Origin of the sequence: Sphingomonas daechungensis (assembly GCF_014489495.1) — a bacterium.
Classification (GTDB): Bacteria; Pseudomonadota; Alphaproteobacteria; order Sphingomonadales; family Sphingomonadaceae; genus Sphingomicrobium; species Sphingomicrobium daechungense.
The window spans coordinates 976,015-995,364 of the sequence record NZ_CP060780.1 but is presented as its reverse complement, the minus strand read 5'-3'; the positions used below and the strand labels follow the sequence as shown (position 1 = coordinate 995,364).

Genomic DNA, 19,350 nt, shown 5'->3' with positions numbered 1-19,350 from the left:
CGCGATGCTGAGCGGATTGTCGGCTGGACTGAAAGTCGTGCTCGGCGTGCAATTCGTCCTGGCGCTCCTGTTCCTCGCGCTGGGATGGAGCCATACGTCATCGATGACCTTCGGTCGGACACCCTCGTTCGCAGACATGGTCGCGCTGGCCGCGCCGCTGGCGCTGGTCGTCGCGGGATCGATCGCTTCCGCCGGCGCTTCCCGGCGGGGACAGCGAGGTCTCGCGCAGGTATTCGCGCTTATCCCTATCCCGCTGGCGATCCTTCTCGCGACGCTGGCCGGATTGGTTTGAGCGCATGATCATCGGCATCGGCTCCGACCTCTGCAACATTGAGCGCATCGAGAATTCGCTGGCACGCTTCGGCGACCGCTTCCTCAACCGCGTTTTCACCGATGTCGAAAAAGCCAAGGCCGCATCTCGCCCGCACACGCGCGCCGGAACGCTCGCCAAGCGCTTCGCCGCCAAGGAGGCGTTCTCCAAGGCCGTCGGCACCGGCTTCAAGCGCGGCGTCTACATGAAGGACATCGGCGTGGTGAACGCGCCGTCGGGCGCTCCGACCCTCCGCCTCACCGGCGGTGCCAGGGCGCGGCTTGACGCCCTTGCGCCGGAAGGCCACGCCATCGACATACATCTGACGATGACCGACGATTTTCCCTGGGCTCAGGCATTTGTCATCCTGCAAGCCCGCAAGCTGGAGCCCTGATTGACCGACACCGTCCCCGAATCGAGCGCCGAGCCATCACCTGCTCCCGCTCCGGTCGCCGAGGAAAGCAAGGGCGCCGCGCTGTGGCGTGAGATCAAGGGCCTGTTCTGGGTCCTCGTCGCGGTGCTGCTGTTCCACAGCTTCATCGCCAAGCCCTTCTACATCCCGTCCGAATCGATGATGCCGATCCTGCTCAAGGGCGATCGGCTGGTGGTGAGCAAATATCCGTACGGCTGGTCGTGGGTTTCCCCGAGCTTTCACGTCTTCCCGCACTGGAGCGGGCGCGTGATGGGCCGGATGCCGGAGCGCGGCGATATCGTTATTGTCACCCCGCCGGGCGGAAGCGACGACTGGATCAAGCGCGTTATCGGCCTTCCCGGCGACACCATCGAGGTCCGCGGCGGGCGCCTGATCATCAACGGCAAGCCGGTGAAGTCGGTCCCGCGTCCGCCGGTGATGGTGCCCGTCGACGCCAACGTTCCCTGCGGCATGGAATTTTCCGGTTTCCAGACGATCGGCGAGGACGGGAAAGCCTATTGCCGGCTTCCGATCGTTCGCGAGACGCTTCCCAACGGCGTCACCTACGACACCATCGACCTCGGCCCGGGTTCGGCCGGCGACGACCGCCCGCCGGTCAAGGTTCCCGCCAACCACCTGTTCCTGATGGGCGACGACCGCGACCGCAGCGCCGACAGCCGCTTCACCCATGAGCAGCAGGGCCTCGGCGGCCCCGTGCCGTGGGAAAATATCGGCGGCCGGGCGGAGTTCATCACCTTCTCGCTCGACGGCACGTCGCAGCTGCTGAACCCGCTGAGCTGGTTCGAAGCGCTTCGCTCGGGCCGTGCAGGGACGTCTCTTCGGGCACAAAAGGAGTAGCCGATGAGTTCAGGGCCGCCGACCGTCGAACCTCACGTCGAGCGCCCTGGACCTGTCGAGCTTCGCGACCCCTGGTCGCCCGTGAATTCAAGCGCGCGTCCGTCTGGTTCGGGCTCGCCTTGCTGGTCGCGGGCGTCATCGTCCTCGCCCAGCCGCTGCTGCTGATCATCGGCGGAATGATCTTTGCCGTCTTCCTCGACGGCGGCGCCCGGCTGCTCGGCCGGTTCCTGCCGATTCGCCGCGGTTTCCGGCTTCTGCTGACCCTCCTGCTCGGATTCGGCTTCGTTGCCTGGGTGGGCTGGTTCGCCGGCACCACCATCGCCGCCCAGTTCGAGGCGCTGCGGATCGTGGTCACCGCCCAGTTCGACAAGCTGATGGAGACGGTGTCGTCGCTCGGCCTGATTCCAAAGGGACCGCCGACGAACCTCGGCTCCCAGCTATTGGGCTCGGTCGGCCGCCTGACCAGCGTTGTCGGAAGCGCGATCGGCGCCGTCACCAGCGTCATCCTGATGCTCGTGATCGGTATCTTCCTGGCGATTGAGCCGCGCCTTTACGACCGGGGCATCGCCTGGATGCTGCCGGTCCGCCACCGCGAGCAATTCTACCGAATCGCCAACCATGTCGGGTACACGCTGCGCCGCCTGCTGCTGGGCCGCCTGCTGGGGATGGTCTTCGAAGGCTTCTTCACTGGCGTGCTGCTGTGGCTGGTCGGCGTGCCGATGGCGGCTCTGCTGGGCCTGATTACCGGCATCCTCGCCTTCATCCCGAACATCGGTGCAATCACCTCGGGCATCCTGATGGTCGCGGTCGGATTCAGCGCCGGCCCGCACCAGGGCTTCGCGGCGATCATCATCTACTTCGCGGTGCAGAACATCGACGGTTACTTGATCATTCCATACATCGCGCGGCGCACGGTCGATCTCGCGCCGGCGATCGTGCTCGCCATGCAGCTCCTGATGGGCGCGCTGTTCGGAATTCTCGGGATCCTGTTCGCCGATCCGATCCTGGCAGCGATCAAGGTGACGCTGATGGATCTCAGCCACGAAAATGCGGAGAAGGATGGATTGAGCCCCGAGGTCGTCGGGGACGGAGCTAGCTCGCCTTAAGGCTGGGGCTGGCCGGGTTCAGGCACCGGAAGCCGATGCGGTTCCGCCTGGCCGCCGTCGGGAACGCCCTGCTGCTGCATCAGCGCCGCGTTGGGCACGATCTGGACGATGTGCACGTCGAAATCGAGGTCTGCGTTGGGCCGAACGGGCTGCCCGGAGGCGGGGTCTCGCCGTAAGCGAGCTTGCCCGGGATGTGGATCTTGTACTTGCCGCCCTTCTGCATCTTGGTCAGCGCCTCGGCAAAGCCGGGGATGACCTGTCCAGCGATCATCGGCTGCGGGCCGCCGTGGCGGGCGCTGTCGTCGAACACGGTGCCGTCGGCAAGGCGGCCTTCATATTCGACCATCACGCCGTCGACCGACTGGATGAACGGGCCCTCGCCGGCCTGCAGGGTGCGGATCCTGAGGCCGCTTTCGGTCGTGGTGCCGCGCAGCGGGCTGGCGCCGAGCCAGGCAAGGCCGATTCCGGCCGCGACCAGGACGATCAGGGCAATCCAGATTCCCGCGGCGCGTCCGCGATGTTCGGGACGCTTGGCAGCTTCGGCAACCGACATGTCTTTGCGTCCCGTTCTGGAGGGTAAGGGCTTAGCGCGAACCTTCGCGCTCGGCGCGCTTGCGCTCGAGCTTGCGGGCGCGACGGATGGCAGCGGCACGCTCGCGTGCGCGCTTTTCCGACGGCTTCTCGTAGTGGCGGCGCAGCTTCATCTCGCGATAGACGCCTTCGCGCTGCAGCTTCTTCTTGAGCGCGCGGAGCGCCTGGTCGACGTTATTGTCGCGAACGATGATCTGCATAAATGCCCTGTGAAACTCCGAATCTGCTGTGTCCAATCCCGTCAAAAGCTTACGGGACCAATAATCTTCGCCCGGCGCAGCATTGCTGGGTCGGGGCGCCGCCCTTAGCAGTGCCCTCCAGCCCATGCAAGGCGCGGAAAGACCACCGAATAGCAGGATGATCGCAGACCCGGGGCTCGTCGATGCGCGAGTATCCGCTCCGGGGGGATGCGAGCCTTTGCCCCGATCAGGCCACAATGATCCCGTTGCGCACTGCGTACCGTACGAGGTCGGCAGTTGTCCTGAGGCAAAGCTTCTGCATCACGTTCGTGCGATGCGTTTCGACTGTCTTCACACTGATCCGGAGCCCGCTCGCCATTTCGGCTCGGGTCTGCCCTCGGCAATGCGCTGGACGACCTCACGCTCACGATTCGTCAAAAAGCCGGTGAGCGGCCGGGATCCTTTCTTGAGGTAGGAATCCAGCAGTCTCTCTGACACGGAGCTGGAGAAGAATGGCCGGCCTGAAGAAAGCGAATCGAGCGCCCGTAGAACCTGCGTTCCGGGTTCTGATTTCAGCACGAGACCCCTCACGCCCGCTTCGAGGGCCTCAAGCACGAAATCTTCCCGCTCGTGCGCCGTGTACATCAGGATCGCAATTCGCGGCGACAGGCGCTTCAATTCCGTGGCGAGGTAGACGCCGCTCAAACCCGGCAAACAATCATCGATGACGGCAATATCGGGCCGGGTATTTCGGGACATGTCCACGGCCGCGCGGCTGTCTGCCGCTTCGGCAACGACCGAGTAATAGCCCGTCGCCTCGACGAGACCTCTCACGCCACGCCGGACAGAATGATGATCGTCCACGATCATGAGTCGCTTGACTGGAATGGACGCCATCGTTGCCCCGATCCGAGGACGCCGGTCAAAGCGTGCCTCCACAAGCTCGTTCGAAGTCTGCGAGCCGTCGGCAGCGGCGCGAACGAGTTCGAGTTCAATAGTCCGGAGGCACCCGGACGTCTAGTCATAATATACGACTTGTCATTATGACAATCAGTTTACTCTGACCCGATCATGCGATAATTCTCGCTGGTGGATTCCAGCAGAACAGGTGATCACCGCGTCCGCGTGGCTGCCGAGCGCCGCGATCGTATGCGCTCGAAGCTGATGGAAGCAGCGCTCGTCGTCTTTTCGTCCCGGATGCCGAGCCGAAGGGAATCGAGCATGTCATTCGACATGCGGGCGTCTCGCGAGGCTCATTCTACAATTACTTCGAAAGCGTTGAGGAGCTTCTGAAGGCCGTCGCGGTCCAGGTGAGTGACGACTTGATGGACGCGGTGGCTCCCGTCGTGGAAGCGCGGGCAGACGCGGCAGAACGGGTGTCGGCAGGCATTCGCTCATGGATCGCTCTGATTGAGGCGAACCAGTTCCTGGCCGCATTTTTTCGCCGTGCAGGACTCTATGTCTTTGAGCAGAATACGCGCCTGCGAGAGGATCTTCCTCGAGACCTCGTCGCGGGTATGGCCTCGGGACAGTTTACAATCGCCGAGGTGGAATTGGGGTTCGTGCTTGTCGCTGGAACGGTCTTGGCTGCCATAAACACCTTGGCACTCGGTCTTCCGCCGCCCGATTACGGCAAGAAGCTTTCTCAGCGCATTCTCATGTCGCTTGGCGTCGAATCTCACGAAGCCGAAAGGATTTCGGAAATGGCCATTCCCGAGGCACAGTTCCCAAAGGACTCCCCGGTCAGTCGCGCCGCAGGTTGAGTGCCGGGCGAGCAAAAAGTTCAATTCACTGCGGTGAATCGAGGCCTGAACACGATAGGCTAACTAATTGCGCAATCGCGGTTATCGGCGATTAACCTTCTCCCGTGTACAACCTCCGCTTCATTCGAGTGGGGTGGTAATGGGTTTCAATCGTAGGGAAGTGTTGCGTTGGGGCGCCGTTGGCGCGGCGGGGCCATGCTCTCGTCGGCTGCAAGCTCCGTTGGCCTTCCGTCGATCGTTTACGCTCCGCCGCCGGTGCCGCGGGACCCGCTGGGTCCACTCGCGCCGCAGCAGGTCACCCCTCCGGGCATCGATCCGACCTTGTTCCAGAAGGCCAAGGCCGCGCTGGATTCGCACCGCTACCAGGCGCGTGCGCGTGACGTGATCGGCATTGTCGATTTCTCGAAACCGTCGAGCGACCCGCGATTCCACCTCGTCGACCTGATGAACGGAACGGTCGAAAGCCATCTCGTCGCTCACGGCCGCGGCTCGGATCCCGACCATTCGGGCTTCCTCGAGCGCTTCTCCAACGATTTCGGGTCCTATGCGACCTCCAGCGGCGCCTACACGACAGGCGATTATTACGAAGGCAAGTACGGCCTCTCGATGAAGGTCAACGGCCTCGACTGGACCAACAACAATGCCGAGGCACGCGCCATCGTCATTCACAACGCCTGGTACGCCGAGCCGCAGATGATTTCGCAGCATGGCAAGCTCGGACGTTCCGAAGGCTGCTTTGCGTTCAGCCGCGCCAGCCAGTGGGACGTCATGCGCCGCCTCGCCGGCGGCCGGATGATCTACGCCGACAAGGTTGCCTGATTAGACCCAGCTTCAGGGGCAGGAGAGGACGGGCCTCGGATCGTGATCCGGGGCCCCGGCTTTTTGTGCTAGGCGCGCGGTGATGGACGCCCAAACTCTATCGATCCCGGTTGGCGATGAAACCACGTCCGGACTGTTGCTGATGCCACCGGACGCGAAGGCCCTGTTCGTCTTCGCGCATGGGGCCGGCACCGACATGCGCCACCGCGCCATGGCCGGCAATGCGGAAGGGCTGGCCGAACGCGGCGTTGCCACGCTCCGCTACAACTTCCTCTTCACCGAAAAGGGCGGGAAGCGTCCCGACCCGCCGCGGCTTGCGCATGCCGCCGTCCGCGCCGTAGTCGCCAGGGCCGCCGAGGTTGCGGACGGTCTTCCTCTCTTCGCCGGAGGCCGCTCGTTCGGCGGAAGGATGACGTCCCAGGCGCAGGCGGACCACCCGCTGCCGGGTGTGCGCGGCCTCGCTTTCCTCGGTTTTCCGCTTCATCCCGCCGGTAAGCCGGGCATTGAGCGCGCAAGCCATCTCGCCATGATCCGGATTCCGATGCTGTTCGTGTCCGGCACCCGCGACGCTCTGGCGGAGCTCGACCTGCTGCGTCCCGTCGTTGCCGGGCTCGGCAGTCTCGCAACGCTGCACCTGGTCGACCAGGCCGATCACAGCTTCAAGGTTGCGGCGAAGAGCGGCCGGACTGGGGCCGAAGCCGAAGCCGAAGTGCTCGATGCGCTCAGCCGCTGGATGTCAGGACACTAAGAGCGCCCGTTCGAGGTCCTTGGGCCGACCAAACGCCATCAGCATCGCCTTCAGATCCGGAACGGACGGGACAAACAATTCTTGGTCCCCGACCCGCTTTGCCTCGCGGCTTCGCGGCACCACGGGTTGCCAGCCGTTCGCAGCCGCCAAAGCGAAGCCGCCCATGACTTCGACCGGTAGGGGCGGGGCTCGCCAGGTTCCAAACACGGCCGACCGGAACTTCGCGCTCGGTGGTCCGGTCCGTCCGCCTCCGCCGACCCGCTTCATGAAGATCTCCGCGTCCCGTGCCGACATCAGCAGGTCGACGTCACGGACAGGAGTCACCGGAAAGCCGTGCAATGCGATCGCCGCGCTGCCGATGATCCACCAGTCGTCGGACGCTTCGGCCGCCATGGCGGCGACCATTTCCAGGCTTTGCCGGAGGTCCTTGGCGAGCAGCTAGGCTTCCTGGGCGACGGCGCCACGCGCTTTGGCGTCGCGAATGAACCACCATGCCGACCAGGCCAGGGTGGCGAGCAGGATCGCTTCGATGATCCGGCTCACGGTCGCCGGCCCGACTTGCGTCTGCAGGATCATGTTCGGGTAATAGAGCGCCAGGCTGTGCGACAAAGCGAGGACCACCAGTGCAGCGATTGAGGCTGCGGCCCACAGCACCGAGCGGTGCAGGGTCCTCAGGCGGAACAGGAACAGGCCAGCACCCGCGAAGGCAAGGGCCAGGAAGACGACGATCAGGATGTACGGCCCCGGCCGCGACCAGTCGGACAGGCCCGCCGAATGGTAATATTCGCCGAAGGCATCGCTGACTGCCATTTGCGCATCGACCGCGCGCAGCGCGGCGAACGCGGCGCAAACGAATGCGATGCGCAGCCAGAAGGGTGCGGTCTCCGACGTGGCGGGATTTCCCCGCGCCCTCGACGCAACAAAGGCGATACCCGCGCAAGCCGCATAAGCCGCCGCATAGACGATTTCCGGTTTCGTCTTACCCTCCCCACAACTCTTGACCTTGAATAGCCGCGACGGCTGCCGCCGCCAAGAGTCCCGTGGCGTTAGCGTGAAGCCACCTTGTCAGGCGTCTTGGCTTGCGGGGTCTTCGGGGCATTGTTCAGGGCCGCGATGACCTTGCCGTCCTTCTTGTAGATGTCGGCATAGTCCTTGATCGACCCGTCCTGCAGCGCAGCGGAGGACATGTAGACGATGTAGACCGGGAGCGGCTTGGGGAAGTTCGCCTGCACCGTCTTCTGGCTGGCGACCGTCTCCTTGATCCGCTCCGGGGTCCAGGCGGCGGGCACGGTCCCATCCGCGGCCGGCGCATAAGTGCCCTCGCCAAGCAGCTTCTCGGCCAGCAGCAGGATGTGCTCGGTGCGGATGCAGCCGTGGCTGTAGGCGCGCGACTTGGCGTCGAACAACGTCTTCGCGGTCGTGTCGTGAAGGTAGATGTTGTGCGGGTTGTACATCACGAACTTGATCTGCCCGAGTGCGTTGCGCGGCCCCGGCGGCTGACGCCAGCGGAGGATCTTCCCGTCCGGCCCTTTCAGCGAAACATAGCCCGGCTTGCCCGCGACTTCCTTGGTGATGCTGGGCGGCACTTCCCACCATGGATTGAGGATGACCCCCGTCGCGACCGCCATCAGCTGCGGCGTCTGCGTCTTGATTGCACCTGCAACCGCGCGGTGGCGCGACACGGTCTGCCCGTTCTCGACCAGCGCCGCCGTATAGGCCGGCACATTGACGATGATGTATCGCTCGCCCAGGTCGCGCGGCAGCCAGCGCCAGCGGTCCATGTTCAGGCGGATGCGGTTGATCTTGTCGGTCTCGCCCTTCGGAGTGACCTCCAGAGCGTGCCTCAGCGCCGCATATTGCGGGTGCGTCGGCAACAAGCCCGTCAGCGCTTCGCCGACCCGGTGCTGCGCCAGCGCGGCGCGGAGCAAGGTGTCCTGTTTCGCCGCATCGAGGTCGGGATCGGGGACGAACCAGTTCTGCCGGTCGGCGCGCTTCACGCGGCCCAGCGCCAGGTCGTTCGACAGCGCGTTGAAGCGCTCGGTCGCCGCCGCGGAGAGCAGGATCGGGTCGCCCGCGCTCATCGCGCTGATCAGCCCGGCCGTATCGTAATCCCTGGGGTCGAGCCCTTCCTTGGCCGAGGTCATGATCGCCATCAGCAGCTGGTTGGCGTCCAGCGGCGTCCACACCGCGGGCGGCGGAGGCGGCGGAACGGGCGCCGCCACCGGCGGAGCGACGGGCGTGGTCGCCTGCGCGGGCTTGGCCGCCGGCACGCCGGTCTGGGCGATCGCGAGCCCGGCGGGAGCCATCAGCGCCGTGAACAGAAGCAAGCCTTTGAAACGCACTCTCATCCCCTGGAAAATCCCACGTTTCGAGGTGGGTAGCCCCAACCTCGACACCTCAAAGAATGTGCAATCCACCTGATACACGGGCTGAACGGCTGTCGCTAGTGACGCCCGCGCCACACCCTTGCGGCAAATGATGAATCCGGAACGAACCAATCCTTAAGGTCCCGCCGCCTACCTTGCCCTGCCGATTGGGGACCTTGAGAATGTTGAACGGCACAATGATACCGCGAAGCGTGCGCCGGATCTTCGACGAACGCATCGAACCGCGCACGGAAACCGTGTCCCAGACCGCCGTCCTGGAGCTTCGCGGCCGCAAGCATGTCGTCCGGCTGCTCAACATTTCCCGCTTCGGGCGATGGTCATTTTCCAATCGATGCCGCATATTGGCGAGGCCGTCGCGCTCCATCTTTCCGACCGGGCCGGGTGTGCGGGCAGGTCTGCTGGGTTCGCGATGGGCGTATCGGAGTGAACTTCGAGACGAAGTCTTGAGTTGCGTAACGTGGAAATGAGTTTCTCCATGATCAGGGCCCGCATCGGCGAAACCGCCGATCCCGTCGAACGTCGCCGCGCATCGCGCCTTCCGGTCGAGCTGGACGCCCGCGTCCGCGAGCTCGGCACCGAGGGCGTCGAGGCCCGCGTCCTCAACATCTCCGAAACCGGCTTCATGGCCGAAAGCGACGGCCATTTCGAAGTCGGCGCCCGCATCTGGCTGATGCTTCCCGGCCGCGGCCGCTGCAACGCGGTGGTCAAGTGGATCGCCGGTGACAAGCTCGGCGCCGAGTTCGCCGAAGCCTTCGCGCTGGACCATCTCCGCACCGAAACGCACGGCGCCTGAGCGCGCGGGGCTGTCCTACAGCCCCGGATTTTGCATACAGGGCGCGGGATGAACGCATCCCCAGCGCCCGCCGAGCCTCAAACCGGCACCGCCATCCCCCACTTCGAAAAGCTAGCCGCCGATCCCGAGATCGCGCCCTTGCTCAACTTCGATCCCGTCGTCCGCAAGGTCAGGCGCCCCGACGGCTGGACCCCGGAGCTTCAGCGAGAGCTGATCGCCCGCATCGCCGCCACCGGCACGGTCCAGTCCGCCGTGTGGCAGATGGGCAAGCACGCCACCGGCTCCGAGGCGCTCTACAAGACCCCTTCCGCCAACGGCTTCCGCATGTCCTGGGACGCCGCCATCATCATCGGCCGCCGCCGCAACGGCCTCGATTCCCAGCCGCCCTACACCGGCGAGGTCCCCGGCATTCAGCGCCGCGGTTCGAAACGCGACCTGCCGCCCGAACCCGCGCCGGAACCGGTCATGAGCGACGAGCAGAAGTGGGACCTCATGCAGGCGATCGGCGCCAAGTTCCTGAAGAAGGTCGCGGCCGAGCGGCAGGCGCGCCTCGCCGGACAGACCGTCGCCGCCGATTTCTACCTTCGCCAGGTCACCTTCATCGAAGTCATGTTCGACCTCACCGCCACCCGCCTCGGCTTCGACACGCACGACGTGATGAGCAAGCTGCGCCGCGGCGATCACGATGTCACTCAGATCGCCAGCACCGCCTTCTCCGACTGGCTGGACGCCGCGCGGCGGAAATGGTGGACGGAGGAAGGCCAGCCCGAACGCCCGAGGCACCCGGACGTCAGCTTCCTGAAGGCGCACCGCAGCGTCGAGGGCAAGTTCACCACCGCCGCCGACGAGGATTCCACCGGCGCCACCACCACCCCGGCGCGCGGCTTCACCAGGGAGAGGTGGGCGACGATGAAGCACAATGAACAGCGCGCCGCCCGGCAATGGCAATATGGACAGGACGCGGAGGAGCAACGGGCCTACGAGCGTCGCGCCATCGAAGAGTGGCGCGCGCGAGTGAGCACCGAGCGTAGCGACGCCGACGCGTAGCGTCGCCGGAGCAGCGCGAAGAGATGCGTGCCCCAGGCCGGACGACGGGTCGCACAGCGAGCCCGATCGACGTCACGGGATTCACTCCCGTGACGGCTGGCACTTGCCAAGGAGACCAGGATGAAGCACCGATCCGACGCCGCCACCCGCCAACCCCAAAACCAGCCTCCGCAACCGCTCGCCGGTCCGGGCGAGCAGCGGCCTCAGCAGTTTGACGAAGAGGATGAAGCGGACGCGTTCATCCGATGGCTGGCGCATGGGGAGGCGGGGCGGTTGGGTGAGCCGAACTACGTCCAGTTACGTTGACAAACACACGCCTCCTGTAATCTATGGTTGACAGCATGTGTATTGTAAACTATAGGAGACAAAGTTGATCGAGGTCCGGCAGACCACTCGATTTGCGACATGGTTGGCAGGTCTGCGTGACGAACGCGCCCGGGCTCGCATCCTGAAGAGGCTTGATCGGGCTGGGCAAGGAAATTTGGGAGACGTCGCTCCGGTTGGAGATGGAGTCTCGGAGATAAGAATTTTCTACGGCCCGGGCTATCGCGTCTATTTTATCCAGCGAGGTTCGGAGCTGATCGTCTTGCTATGCGGCGGCGACAAGTCGACGCAGAGCGCGGACATCGAGGAAGCAAAGGCTTTGGCTAAGGAGGTTGATTGATGGCCAAGATCGAAACCACGGCTTTCGACTCCGCCGACTATCTCAACACCGCCGAAACCATCGCAGCCTATCTCGATGCCTATCTCGAGGATTCCACTCCCGAGGAGCTTCGCACTGCTCTTGCGACCGTCGCGCGTTCCCATGGCATTTCGGATTTGGCTCGGCGCAGCGGCATCAGTCGTCCGGGAATCTACAAGGCGCTCGGCCAAGATGGGAACCCGTCGTTCGAGACGATCCGCGCTATCCTGAGCGCGATGGGGTTGCGATTGACGGTGGAGCCTGCGGAGGTCGGATAGGGCCATTATTAGTCGCTGACCAAGGCAGCGCGTGCGGGCATGGAGGGTCGGAGTTGGAAGCGTCAGACAAGTGTCGGGTCCCGGTTCTCAGCCCGTCGTATATATGAGTAGTCATGCTTGAATCGCAGCCTCCGCCCCTTCCGCGCTTCCCGCGAGATGCTCGAATTGCAAACGTGGTCTCGGATCGCATGCGTAAGATCCGGAGTACGGACACCAAACCAGAGATGCGTGTTAGGCGCCTCCTGCACAGGATGGGATTTCGGTTTCGGCTTCATCGGTGTGACCTCCCAGGAAAGCCGGATGTCGTTTTGCCAAGGTACCGGTTGGCGATACTGGTTCATGGATGTTTTTGGCATCAGCACCCAGGCTGCCGCCACGCTCGCTTGCCTCGAACCCGGCAAAACTATTGGTTGCCAAAGCTAGCCAGAACTCAGGAGCGCGACCTTCGGAACGTAGTCGAATTGAATCGACTAGGCTGGCGAACTCTAACTATTTGGGAATGTTCAGTTGATAAACTGGACAAGTTAGAGGCAATACTTCGGCGAGTTACGGCTGCCCCTCAGGCGGCGAGCGCGGAAGTGATCTGACTTGCTACAGCCTCAGCGAGAATTGGTGGAACTGCATTGCCCACCTGCGAATATCTTGCGCTTTGTCGGCCGAGAAATTGAAATTCATCCGGGAAAGACTGAAGCCTTGCTGACTCTCGAACGGTGAGTCGCCTAGGTGCTCGAGAACAAGAAGCGTGTTGTCGAATTCTCGAGGACGCTTTCTGCCTCTTCGTTGCGAGGAATCGAAGCGCGGAATACGATATGGATTGCTCACATATGGATCAGCCGAATGAGCAAAAGGCTTGTTCGCCTCGAGGTTCCACTTCACAAAGCTCTGTTTTGCGAACTCTCTCGCGTCCCATGAGCGCTCGTTGCCATCGCCCTTCTGCATGGCCTGCGCGTCCAGAGTTGGGTCTGCCGCCTTTCCGGCAGCTTGGATGACTACGGCCTTCTTGTAGCCGATCTCCTCGCCGGAAAGGACTACGTCGATCAACTTATCCAACGGATCTGAAGGAGCGGGGATCGGTTGGCTCTCCACCTCCTCCCAGACGACCCGTAATATATCCAAAGCAATCTCAGCGTGCGAAGACAATAAACACCTCGATCGACCACTCGCGTTCCCGGCGATGGGTGCAGACACTCCAGATGCAGGTCAAGTCATCGCACCAACCGCGCTGTTGATTGCCGATTGGAGATCAGAAAGCAGCCCTTGCGCGTCGTGTCTCTCGCTTCCCCACTGCAAAAAGCGCTTCAACTCTCATCACCCATACGTAAGGCAGCAATAAACGCCTCCTGCGGGATGCTCACGGAGCCATATTCCCGCATGCGCTTCTTGCCCTCTTTCTGCTTCTCCAGAAGCTTGCGCTTGCGGGTGGCGTCGCCGCCGTAGCACTTGGCGGTCACGTCCTTGCGCAGCGCGGCGATGGTCTCGCGGGCGATGACCTTGCCGCCGATCGCGGCCTGGATCGGGATCTTGAACAAGTGCCTGGGGATCAGGTCCTTCAACCGCTCGCACATGCCGCGGCCGCGGGCTTCCGCGTTTCCGCGGTAGACGATCATGCTCAGCGCATCGACCGGCTCGCCGTTGACCAGGATGCTCATCTTGACGAGGTCGCCCTCGCGGTGGCCGACCTGGTGATAATCGAATGACGCGTAGCCGCGGCTGATCGACTTCAGTCGGTCGTAGAAGTCGAACACCACTTCGTTGAGCGGAAGCTCGTAGCGCAGCATCGCCCGCGCGTGGCTTCCGGTGCCGACGTAGGTCAGGTCCTTCTGGATGCCGCGGCGGTCCTGGCACAGCTTCAGCACCGCGCCGAGATAGCTGTCGGGGACGTAGATGGTCGCGTCGATCCACGGCTCCTCGACCCGCTCGATCACGGTCGGGTCGGGCCAGTCGGCGGGGTTGTGGATCTCCAGCTTTTTGCCGTCGCGCAGGTGGACCTCGTAGACCACGCTCGGCGCGGTGGTGATGAGGTCGAGGTCGTATTCGCGGGTCAGCCGCTCCTGGATGATTTCCAGGTGGAGAAGGCCAAGAAAGCCGCAGCGGAAGCCGAAGCCGAGCGCGGCGCTGGTCTCCATCTCGAAGCTGAACGAGGCGTCGTTGAGGCGGAGCTTGTAGAGGCTGTCACGGAGCTTCTCGAAGTCCGCGGCGTCGACCGGGAACAGGCCGCAGAAGACGACCGGCTGGACTTCCTTGAAGCCGGGGAGCGGCTCGGCGGCGGGGCGCTTCGCATCGGTGATGGTGTCGCCGACGCGGGTTTCCGCGACTTCCTTGATCTGCGCGGTGATGAAGCCGATCTCGCCCGCGGCCAGCTCGCTTAGCTGCTCGATCTTCGGGCGCATGCAGCCGACGCGGTCGACGAGGTGGGTGGTGCCGGCGGCCATGAACTTGATCTGCGCGCCCTTGCGGATGACGCCGTCCATCACGCGGACCAGGATGACCACGCCGAGATAGGGGTCGTACCAGCTGTCGACGAGCATCGCCTTCAGCGGCGCGTCGCGGTCGCCCTTGGGCGGGGGATCTTGTCGACGATCGCCTGGAGAACTTCGTCGATCCCGATGCCCGACTTTGCGGAGGCGAGGACCGCCTCGGAGGCGTCGAGCCCGATGATCTCCTCAATCTCCTGCCGCACCCCTCCGGGTCCGCGGCGGGCAAGTCGATCTTGTTGATCACCGGCACGATCTCGTGGTCATGCTCAATCGATTGATAAACATTCGCCAAAGTTTGAGCTTCGACGCCTTGGGCGGCGTCGACGACGAGGAGGGCGCCTTCGCAGGCCGCGAGCGAGCGCGAGACTTCGTAGGCGAAGTCCACGTGGCCGGGCGTGTCCATCAGGTTCAGCTCATAGCCGTTCCATGCGAGGCGGACGGTCTGCGCCTTGATGGTGATCCCGCGCTCCTGCTCGATCTCCATATTGTCGAGGATCTGCCCGTGGGTCATCTCGCGCTCGGTCAGCCCGCCGGTGCGCTGGATCAGGCGGTCGGCAAGCGTGCTCTTCCCGTGATCGATGTGCGCGATGATCGAGAAATTCCGGATTTTGTTCAGCTCTGTCATTTGCGGGGCGCGCTAGCAGGGGATTGAAGGAAGCGCGAGGGCGTTGGATAACGGCTGTTCAACAGGGGGCTAATCGATGAGCAAGTTCAGCATCTTGGCTACGGGTGTGTGCGCGGCCGCGTGTGGTGCAGCAGTCTATGCGGCGGCGCCCGCGAAGGCCCGCCACCTCCTCCGCCGATCGCGAACTACTGGATGGATGCCGCGACGACAGGCGGCTTTGGGGCCGGAATGACCGGAGGCGGCGGCCGCCCGAGCATGAGCCAGATGATGGGCATGATGTCCGGCAGCGCACCGCCGGTGACGCACACGCTGGAGCTGCGGCTCGCGTCGCGGACCAAGGCTCCTGCCGCTCCCAAGGCCGATCACCTGATCCCGCCGGGGCTGCAGATGGGACCGAGCCTGCCGCTGATCGCGCCGGACAGGCCAAAGCCGGAACCGACGGCGATGCCCTATGAGAAGCCAAAGGGGCGGATGCTGGTCTACTGGGGCTGCGGCGAGCATGTCGCGGCCGGCCAGCCGACGGTCATCGATTTTTCCAAGGTCGCGGCTGGGCAGATCCCGCCCGGGATGGCCGCGATGTCGAGCTTCGCGCGTTATTCGGCGGTGCCGCGAACGGCTCCGGGCTATGGCGAATGGCCCAACAAGGTCGACCGCAAGCAGGTGCCGCCGGGCGGGTCGCTAATCGGCGTGCACAAGGTCGAGGGCAATTATTCGCCGCCGATCGCGTTCACCCTCGGCCAGGACTGGATGCCGAACCTGAACCTCCGGCAGATCGCGGCGCTCCCCTCCGGAGCGGTGCGAATGGGCTGGACTCCAGCGCCTACCGCGACCGGCTACGCACTGGCCATGTTCGGCGCCAACCAGAGCGGGGACGTCGTCATCTGGTCATCGTCCAAGAGCGCCGCGACGGCCGCGTTGCTCGATTATCTGCCGCCGAGCGAGGTGAAGCGACTGATCGGCACGGGTCACGTATTGCCGCCGACGACGACCGAATGCACCTTGCCCGCCGAGGTCGTCCAGGCGTCGCCCGCAGGCATGATCATGGAGATCGGCTACGGTCCGGAAGCCTATTTTGCGGAGAGCCCGAAGGCGCCCAAGTGGACCGCCCGTGTCCGCTTCAAGACGGTGTCGTCGACCATGCTCGGGATGCCCGACATGGGTGAGGGCGCCCCGCAGGGCCAAGGACAGCAGCCGAAGAAAAAGAAGAAGTTCGGAATCGGCGACATCCTGGGCGGAGCCATTCCGCACTAAGGCGATTTCCGCCCGTTCGTCGATGTCGAAGCGTCGTCCGTCGAAGCGTCTTGCGCTGACGGGCGCGACCCCTACAGCAATCCGCCGAGTCGAGGGGAGTTAAAAGCTTCATGAATAACAAGAATCGTATTGCCGTCCTGCTTGCCAGCGCATCGCTGCTCGCCGCCTGCGCGACCGCGCCGCAAACCGCCGTCGCCCCGGCCGCCCCGCCGGCCGCTGCGGCGCCAGCGCCGTCCGAACCGGCGCCGGTTTCCGCGCTGGTCCAGGAAGTCGCGATTCCGCACACCTCGTTCAAGCTTGCAAACGGCCTGACGGTCATTGTCCACGAAGACCATAAGGCGCCGATCGTCGCGGTCAGTACCTGGTACAACGTCGGTTCCAAGGACGAGCCAAAGGGCAAGACCGGCTTCGCGCATCTGTTCGAGCATTTGATGTTCAACGGCTCGGACAACCTGCCCGGCGACTACTTCACCTACCTGCAGCAGATTGGCGCGACCGATTACAACGGGACGACCTGGTTCGACCGCACCAATTATTTTGAGACGGTGCCGAAGGCTGCGCTCGACCGCGCCCTGTTCATGGAATCCGACCGCATGGGCTATTTGCTCGGCGCAGTGACGCAGGAGAAGCTGGATAACCAGCGCGGCGTCGTCCAGAACGAGAAGCGGCAGGGCGACAACCAGCCGGGCGGCCTCACCGAATATGAGGTGCTCGGCAACCTCTTCCCCGAAGGCCATCCGTATCACCACTCGACGATCGGCTCGATGGCGGACCTCGACGCCGCCAGCCTGGCGACGGTGAAGGAATGGTTCATCGACAAGTACGGCCCGAACAATGCCGTCCTCGTGCTGGCGGGCGACATTACGGCGGCGGAAGCTCAGCCGCTGGTCGAGAAGTATTTCGGAGCGATCAAGGCGGGCCCGGTGAACACGCCGGCGGCCGCCGACGTCCCGACCCTGGCCGCGCCCAAGTCGATCGTCATGAAGGATCGCGTCGCCGCGGTTCAGATCCAGAAGCATTGGGCGGTTCCCGGTCTGCAGTCGGACCAGCTTGCCGCGCTCGACATCGGCGGGTCTATCCTCGGTGGCCTCGCCAGCTCGCGCCTCGACAAGATCCTGGTGCGTGACGAAAAGCTCGCGGTCGGCGTCAGCGCCGGACTGCAGCCGTTCCAGCGGATCGGGATGTTCGAGGTCGACGCGACGGTGAAGCCGGGCGTCGATCCGGCGGGGGTCGAGAAGCGTCTCGACGAGATCATGGCCGAATTCATCGCCAACGGCCCGACCGAGGATGAAGTCCGCCGCGCCGCGACCCGCGAAGTCAGCGGGCGCATTCGCGGGCTGGAGCAGGTTGGCGGCTTCGGCGGCAAGGCCGTGGCGCTGGCCGAAGGCGAGGTCTTCGTCGGAGATTCCGACTTCTACAAGAGGACGCTCGATGCCTATGCCGCGCTGACGCCCGCCGACGTGAAGGCGGCGCTGCAGCAGTGGCTGACCCGTCCTGCATTCACGATCAGGCTCGAGCCCGGCGACCGGCCTCCGTACGAGGAGACGAAGTTCAAGCCGAAGACGGGCAAGACCGCCGACATCAAGACGCCCAAGGTCAAGCGCGAGATTCCTGCCGTATCCGGTAATGCGCCGCTCGACTTCCCGGCGGTTCAGCACACGACGCTCTCCAACGGCATCAAGGTCAGCTACGCGCAGCGCACGACCGTGCCGGTCACGCAGATCGCGCTCGGCTTCGACGCCGGCTATGCAGCCGATGCACCCAACGGTCGCGGCCTGCAGAACATGACCCTGTCGCTTCTCGACGAAGGCGCTGCGGGCAAATCCTCGCAGCAGATTGCCGAGGACGAAGAGCGGCTGGGCGCCCAGATCTCCGCAGGAGGCGGCGCTGACACCAGCAACGTCACCTTGTCCGCGCTCAGCGCCAACCTCGGCCCGTCGCTCGACCTGCTGGCAGACCTCGTCCAGCGGCCCGATTTCAATGCGCCGGAAGTGGAACGCGTCCGCACCCAGATCCTGACCGGGATCGCGCAGGAGCAGAAGACTCCGGAGCGGATGGCGGGGCGCGCGCTGCCGTCGCTGCTCTACGGCCCGACGCATCCCTATGCCGCGATCGGCTCCGGCGATCCGGCAGCCGTGAAGGCGTTCTCGCGCGAGGATCTGGTCGGTTTCCAGCAGCGGTGGCTGCGGCCGGACAATCTCGAGATTTTCGTGGTCTCGAACCTGCCGCTTGCCGACGTCCAGCAGCAGCTGGAGCAGCGCTTCGGCACTTGGACGGCGCCTGCCGTTGCGAAGGGTGAGAAGGTGTTCACCGCGCCGCCGGCGCGCCCGAATGCCCAGCGGATCGTGCTCATCGACCGCCCGGGCTCACCGCAGTCGATCATCGTCGGCGGCCAGGTGACGCCGGTCGATCCGCGCGGGGAGATGGCGGCGCTGACGCTCGCCAACGACGTACTGGGCGTGCAGTTCCTGTCGCGCATCAACATGGACCTGCGCGAAACGAAAGGCTGGTCGTACGGCGTTCGCGGGACGACGCAGCTCAATGCCAAGGTCGTGCCCTATGTGATTTCCGCCCCCGTGCAGGCGGACCGCACCGGCGATTCGATCAAGGCGCTGCAGGCCGACATCCGCGAGTTCCTGACCACCAAGCCGGTTACCGACGAGGAATTCGAACGGAACCTCGCCAACCGGGTCAGCCAGCTGCCGGGCTCGTTCGAAACGTCGGGTTCCGTGCTGGGGGCGATGCAGACCAACGCGCTCTACGGCCGTCCCGACAATTACTACGAGCTGCTGGCGGACAAGTACCGTTCGCAGTCGAAGGCGTCGCTCGACGCGGCGCTGCGGGCGGCAGTCGATCCGAACGGCTTCGTCTGGGTGGTGGTCGGCGATGCGGCCAAGGTGAAGCCGCAGCTGGCCAAGCTTGGCCTGCCGGTTGAGGAAATGCAGCCGAAGTAAGCCTGGTCCGATGGGAGGCCGACGCCGCCATGGGTGAACCCATGGCGACGTTCTTTAGTGGCAGGTTTGG

The 19,350-nt window shown here is 64.3% G+C and carries 23 protein-coding genes and 3 pseudogenes; 16 read left to right on the top strand and 10 right to left on the bottom strand.

Going from position 1 to position 19,350, the window contains the following annotated elements; all coding sequences use genetic code 11:
- The first annotated feature begins 4 nt into the window (after positions 1-4).
- From H9L15_RS05250 to H9L15_RS05235, 4 genes are all read left to right on the top strand, one after another.
- Positions 5-292 (top strand): hypothetical protein, encoded by a 288-nt coding sequence (locus H9L15_RS05250; RefSeq protein WP_187715424.1) that lies wholly within the window; start codon positions 5-7, stop codon positions 290-292.
- 4 nt (positions 293-296) lie between these two features.
- Positions 297-704 (top strand): holo-ACP synthase, encoded by a 408-nt coding sequence (gene acpS, locus H9L15_RS05245; RefSeq protein ID WP_187715423.1) that lies wholly within the window; start codon positions 297-299, stop codon positions 702-704.
- Positions 705-1,580 (top strand): signal peptidase I, encoded by an 876-nt coding sequence (gene lepB / locus H9L15_RS05240; protein ID WP_187715422.1) that lies wholly within the window; start codon positions 705-707, stop codon positions 1,578-1,580.
- A 119-nt stretch (positions 1,581-1,699) separates the two neighbouring features.
- On the top strand, positions 1,700-2,686 hold the full coding sequence (locus H9L15_RS05235) for an AI-2E family transporter (protein ID WP_317617587.1): 987 nt from the start codon (positions 1,700-1,702) through the stop codon (positions 2,684-2,686).
- Positions 2,687-2,765: 79 nt separating this feature from the next.
- Here the strand turns inward: H9L15_RS05235 and H9L15_RS05230 are convergent, their stop codons facing one another.
- From H9L15_RS05230 to H9L15_RS05220, 4 genes are all read right to left on the bottom strand, one after another.
- The gene (locus tag H9L15_RS05230; protein ID WP_187715421.1) at positions 2,766-3,239 is read right to left on the bottom strand and encodes an FKBP-type peptidyl-prolyl cis-trans isomerase; all 474 of its coding nucleotides are present in this window, start codon (positions 3,237-3,239) and stop codon (positions 2,766-2,768) included.
- 31 nt (positions 3,240-3,270) lie between these two features.
- Entirely contained in the window at positions 3,271-3,477 is a 207-nt protein-coding gene (gene rpsU / locus H9L15_RS05225) for a 30S ribosomal protein S21 (RefSeq protein ID WP_187478788.1), read from the bottom strand.
- A gap of 226 nt (positions 3,478-3,703) precedes the next feature.
- On the bottom strand, positions 3,704-3,835 hold the full coding sequence (locus H9L15_RS17115) for a LuxR C-terminal-related transcriptional regulator (protein WP_262984920.1): 132 nt from the start codon (positions 3,833-3,835) through the stop codon (positions 3,704-3,706).
- Complete coding sequence (locus H9L15_RS05220) at positions 3,808-4,353, bottom strand: response regulator (protein ID WP_223276530.1); 546 nt, start codon at positions 4,351-4,353, stop codon at positions 3,808-3,810. Before H9L15_RS05220 ends, H9L15_RS17115 begins: the two co-directional genes overlap by 28 nt.
- Before the next feature lie 317 nt (positions 4,354-4,670).
- Between H9L15_RS05220 and H9L15_RS20185 the strand changes: the two are divergent.
- From H9L15_RS20185 to H9L15_RS05205, 4 genes and pseudogenes are all read left to right on the top strand, one after another.
- Positions 4,671-4,715: pseudogene (locus H9L15_RS20185) on the top strand (hypothetical protein); the annotation flags it as partial.
- Positions 4,716-4,766: 51 nt separating this feature from the next.
- Complete coding sequence (locus tag H9L15_RS05215) at positions 4,767-5,219, top strand: hypothetical protein (RefSeq protein WP_223276529.1); 453 nt, start codon at positions 4,767-4,769, stop codon at positions 5,217-5,219.
- A 195-nt stretch (positions 5,220-5,414) separates the two neighbouring features.
- On the top strand, positions 5,415-6,038 hold the full coding sequence (locus tag H9L15_RS05210; protein WP_187715420.1) for a murein L,D-transpeptidase catalytic domain family protein: 624 nt from the start codon (positions 5,415-5,417) through the stop codon (positions 6,036-6,038).
- Between the two features lie 82 nt (positions 6,039-6,120).
- Positions 6,121-6,786 (top strand): alpha/beta hydrolase family protein, encoded by a 666-nt coding sequence (locus H9L15_RS05205; RefSeq protein ID WP_187715419.1) that lies wholly within the window; start codon positions 6,121-6,123, stop codon positions 6,784-6,786.
- On the opposite strand, the gene H9L15_RS05200 is transcribed toward H9L15_RS05205, so the two are convergent.
- The 3 genes from H9L15_RS05200 to H9L15_RS05190 form a co-directional block, all read right to left on the bottom strand.
- Positions 6,775-7,191, bottom strand: a complete 417-nt coding sequence (locus tag H9L15_RS05200) for a hypothetical protein (protein ID WP_187715418.1) — start codon at positions 7,189-7,191, stop codon at positions 6,775-6,777. The two genes, H9L15_RS05205 and H9L15_RS05200, sit on opposite strands and share 12 nt — an antisense overlap.
- 33 nt (positions 7,192-7,224) lie before the next feature.
- On the bottom strand, positions 7,225-7,596 hold the full coding sequence (locus H9L15_RS05195; RefSeq protein ID WP_187715417.1) for a hypothetical protein: 372 nt from the start codon (positions 7,594-7,596) through the stop codon (positions 7,225-7,227).
- 236 nt (positions 7,597-7,832) lie between these two features.
- A complete protein-coding gene (locus H9L15_RS05190) occupies positions 7,833-9,128 on the bottom strand; it encodes a L,D-transpeptidase family protein (protein WP_187715416.1) in 1,296 nt (431 codons plus the stop codon).
- A gap of 520 nt (positions 9,129-9,648) precedes the next feature.
- Here H9L15_RS05190 and H9L15_RS05185 point away from each other — a divergent pair.
- From H9L15_RS05185 to H9L15_RS05160, 6 genes are all read left to right on the top strand, one after another.
- Positions 9,649-9,966, top strand: a complete 318-nt coding sequence (locus H9L15_RS05185) for a PilZ domain-containing protein (RefSeq protein ID WP_187715415.1) — start codon at positions 9,649-9,651, stop codon at positions 9,964-9,966.
- Positions 9,967-10,104: 138 nt separating this feature from the next.
- Positions 10,105-11,013: a hypothetical protein gene (locus H9L15_RS05180; protein ID WP_187715414.1), complete on the top strand. Its 909-nt coding sequence runs from the start codon at positions 10,105-10,107 to the stop codon at positions 11,011-11,013.
- A 120-nt stretch (positions 11,014-11,133) separates the two neighbouring features.
- Positions 11,134-11,319 (top strand): hypothetical protein, encoded by a 186-nt coding sequence (locus H9L15_RS05175; RefSeq protein WP_187715413.1) that lies wholly within the window; start codon positions 11,134-11,136, stop codon positions 11,317-11,319.
- A gap of 64 nt (positions 11,320-11,383) precedes the next feature.
- Positions 11,384-11,677 carry a type II toxin-antitoxin system RelE/ParE family toxin gene (locus H9L15_RS05170; protein ID WP_187715412.1) on the top strand — a complete coding sequence of 98 codons (294 nt, stop codon included), beginning with the start codon at positions 11,384-11,386 and terminating at the stop codon, positions 11,675-11,677.
- The gene (locus tag H9L15_RS05165) at positions 11,677-11,973 is read left to right on the top strand and encodes an addiction module antidote protein (protein WP_187715411.1); all 297 of its coding nucleotides are present in this window, start codon (positions 11,677-11,679) and stop codon (positions 11,971-11,973) included. Before H9L15_RS05170 ends, H9L15_RS05165 begins: the two co-directional genes overlap by 1 nt.
- A 113-nt stretch (positions 11,974-12,086) precedes the next feature.
- Entirely contained in the window at positions 12,087-12,560 is a 474-nt protein-coding gene (locus tag H9L15_RS05160; RefSeq protein WP_223276528.1) for a very short patch repair endonuclease, read from the top strand.
- Here H9L15_RS05160 and H9L15_RS05155 read toward each other — a convergent pair.
- The 3 genes and pseudogenes from H9L15_RS05155 to lepA all read right to left on the bottom strand — a co-directional run bounded on the left by H9L15_RS05155 (position 12,533) and on the right by lepA (position 15,075).
- Complete coding sequence (locus H9L15_RS05155) at positions 12,533-12,727, bottom strand: DNA cytosine methyltransferase (protein ID WP_223276647.1); 195 nt, start codon at positions 12,725-12,727, stop codon at positions 12,533-12,535. The genes H9L15_RS05160 and H9L15_RS05155 overlap by 28 nt on opposite strands.
- 38 nt (positions 12,728-12,765) lie before the next feature.
- Positions 12,766-13,059, bottom strand: a pseudogene (locus H9L15_RS17105) (restriction endonuclease, SacI family); the annotation flags it as partial.
- A gap of 212 nt (positions 13,060-13,271) precedes the next feature.
- Positions 13,272-15,075: pseudogene (lepA, locus tag H9L15_RS05150) on the bottom strand (translation elongation factor 4).
- A gap of 228 nt (positions 15,076-15,303) precedes the next feature.
- Between lepA and H9L15_RS05145 the strand changes: the two are divergent.
- Both H9L15_RS05145 and H9L15_RS05140 read left to right on the top strand, forming a co-directional pair.
- Positions 15,304-16,326 carry a hypothetical protein gene (locus H9L15_RS05145; RefSeq protein ID WP_187715409.1) on the top strand — a complete coding sequence of 341 codons (1,023 nt, stop codon included), beginning with the start codon at positions 15,304-15,306 and terminating at the stop codon, positions 16,324-16,326.
- Between the two features lie 110 nt (positions 16,327-16,436).
- Positions 16,437-19,280 (top strand): M16 family metallopeptidase, encoded by a 2,844-nt coding sequence (locus H9L15_RS05140; RefSeq protein WP_187715408.1) that lies wholly within the window; start codon positions 16,437-16,439, stop codon positions 19,278-19,280.
- Positions 19,281-19,350 lie beyond the last annotated feature (70 nt).

Excerpts from the sequence above, each read along its gene's own strand:
- H9L15_RS05250 (WP_187715424.1), top strand. The coding sequence starts at position 5 with ATGCTGAGCGGATTGTCGGCTGGACTGAAAGTCGTGCTCGGCGTGCAA.
- acpS (WP_187715423.1), top strand. The coding sequence starts at position 297 with ATGATCATCGGCATCGGCTCCGACCTCTGCAACATTGAGCGCATCGAG.
- H9L15_RS05230 (WP_187715421.1), bottom strand. The coding sequence starts at position 3,239 with ATGTCGGTTGCCGAAGCTGCCAAGCGTCCCGAACATCGCGGACGCGCC.
- rpsU (WP_187478788.1), bottom strand. The coding sequence starts at position 3,477 with ATGCAGATCATCGTTCGCGACAATAACGTCGACCAGGCGCTCCGCGCG.
- H9L15_RS17115 (WP_262984920.1), bottom strand. The coding sequence starts at position 3,835 with ATGGCGAGCGGGCTCCGGATCAGTGTGAAGACAGTCGAAACGCATCGC.
- H9L15_RS05220 (WP_223276530.1), bottom strand. The coding sequence starts at position 4,353 with ATGGCGTCCATTCCAGTCAAGCGACTCATGATCGTGGACGATCATCAT.
- H9L15_RS05210 (WP_187715420.1), top strand. The coding sequence starts at position 5,415 with ATGCTCTCGTCGGCTGCAAGCTCCGTTGGCCTTCCGTCGATCGTTTAC.
- H9L15_RS05205 (WP_187715419.1), top strand. The coding sequence starts at position 6,121 with ATGGACGCCCAAACTCTATCGATCCCGGTTGGCGATGAAACCACGTCC.
- H9L15_RS05200 (WP_187715418.1), bottom strand. The coding sequence starts at position 7,191 with ATGGTCGCCGCCATGGCGGCCGAAGCGTCCGACGACTGGTGGATCATC.
- H9L15_RS05195 (WP_187715417.1), bottom strand. The coding sequence starts at position 7,596 with ATGGCAGTCAGCGATGCCTTCGGCGAATATTACCATTCGGCGGGCCTG.
- H9L15_RS05185 (WP_187715415.1), top strand. The coding sequence starts at position 9,649 with ATGATCAGGGCCCGCATCGGCGAAACCGCCGATCCCGTCGAACGTCGC.
- H9L15_RS05175 (WP_187715413.1), top strand. The coding sequence starts at position 11,134 with ATGAAGCACCGATCCGACGCCGCCACCCGCCAACCCCAAAACCAGCCT.
- H9L15_RS05165 (WP_187715411.1), top strand. The coding sequence starts at position 11,677 with ATGGCCAAGATCGAAACCACGGCTTTCGACTCCGCCGACTATCTCAAC.
- H9L15_RS05160 (WP_223276528.1), top strand. The coding sequence starts at position 12,087 with ATGCTTGAATCGCAGCCTCCGCCCCTTCCGCGCTTCCCGCGAGATGCT.
- H9L15_RS05145 (WP_187715409.1), top strand. The coding sequence starts at position 15,304 with ATGACCGGAGGCGGCGGCCGCCCGAGCATGAGCCAGATGATGGGCATG.
- H9L15_RS05140 (WP_187715408.1), top strand. The coding sequence starts at position 16,437 with ATGAATAACAAGAATCGTATTGCCGTCCTGCTTGCCAGCGCATCGCTG.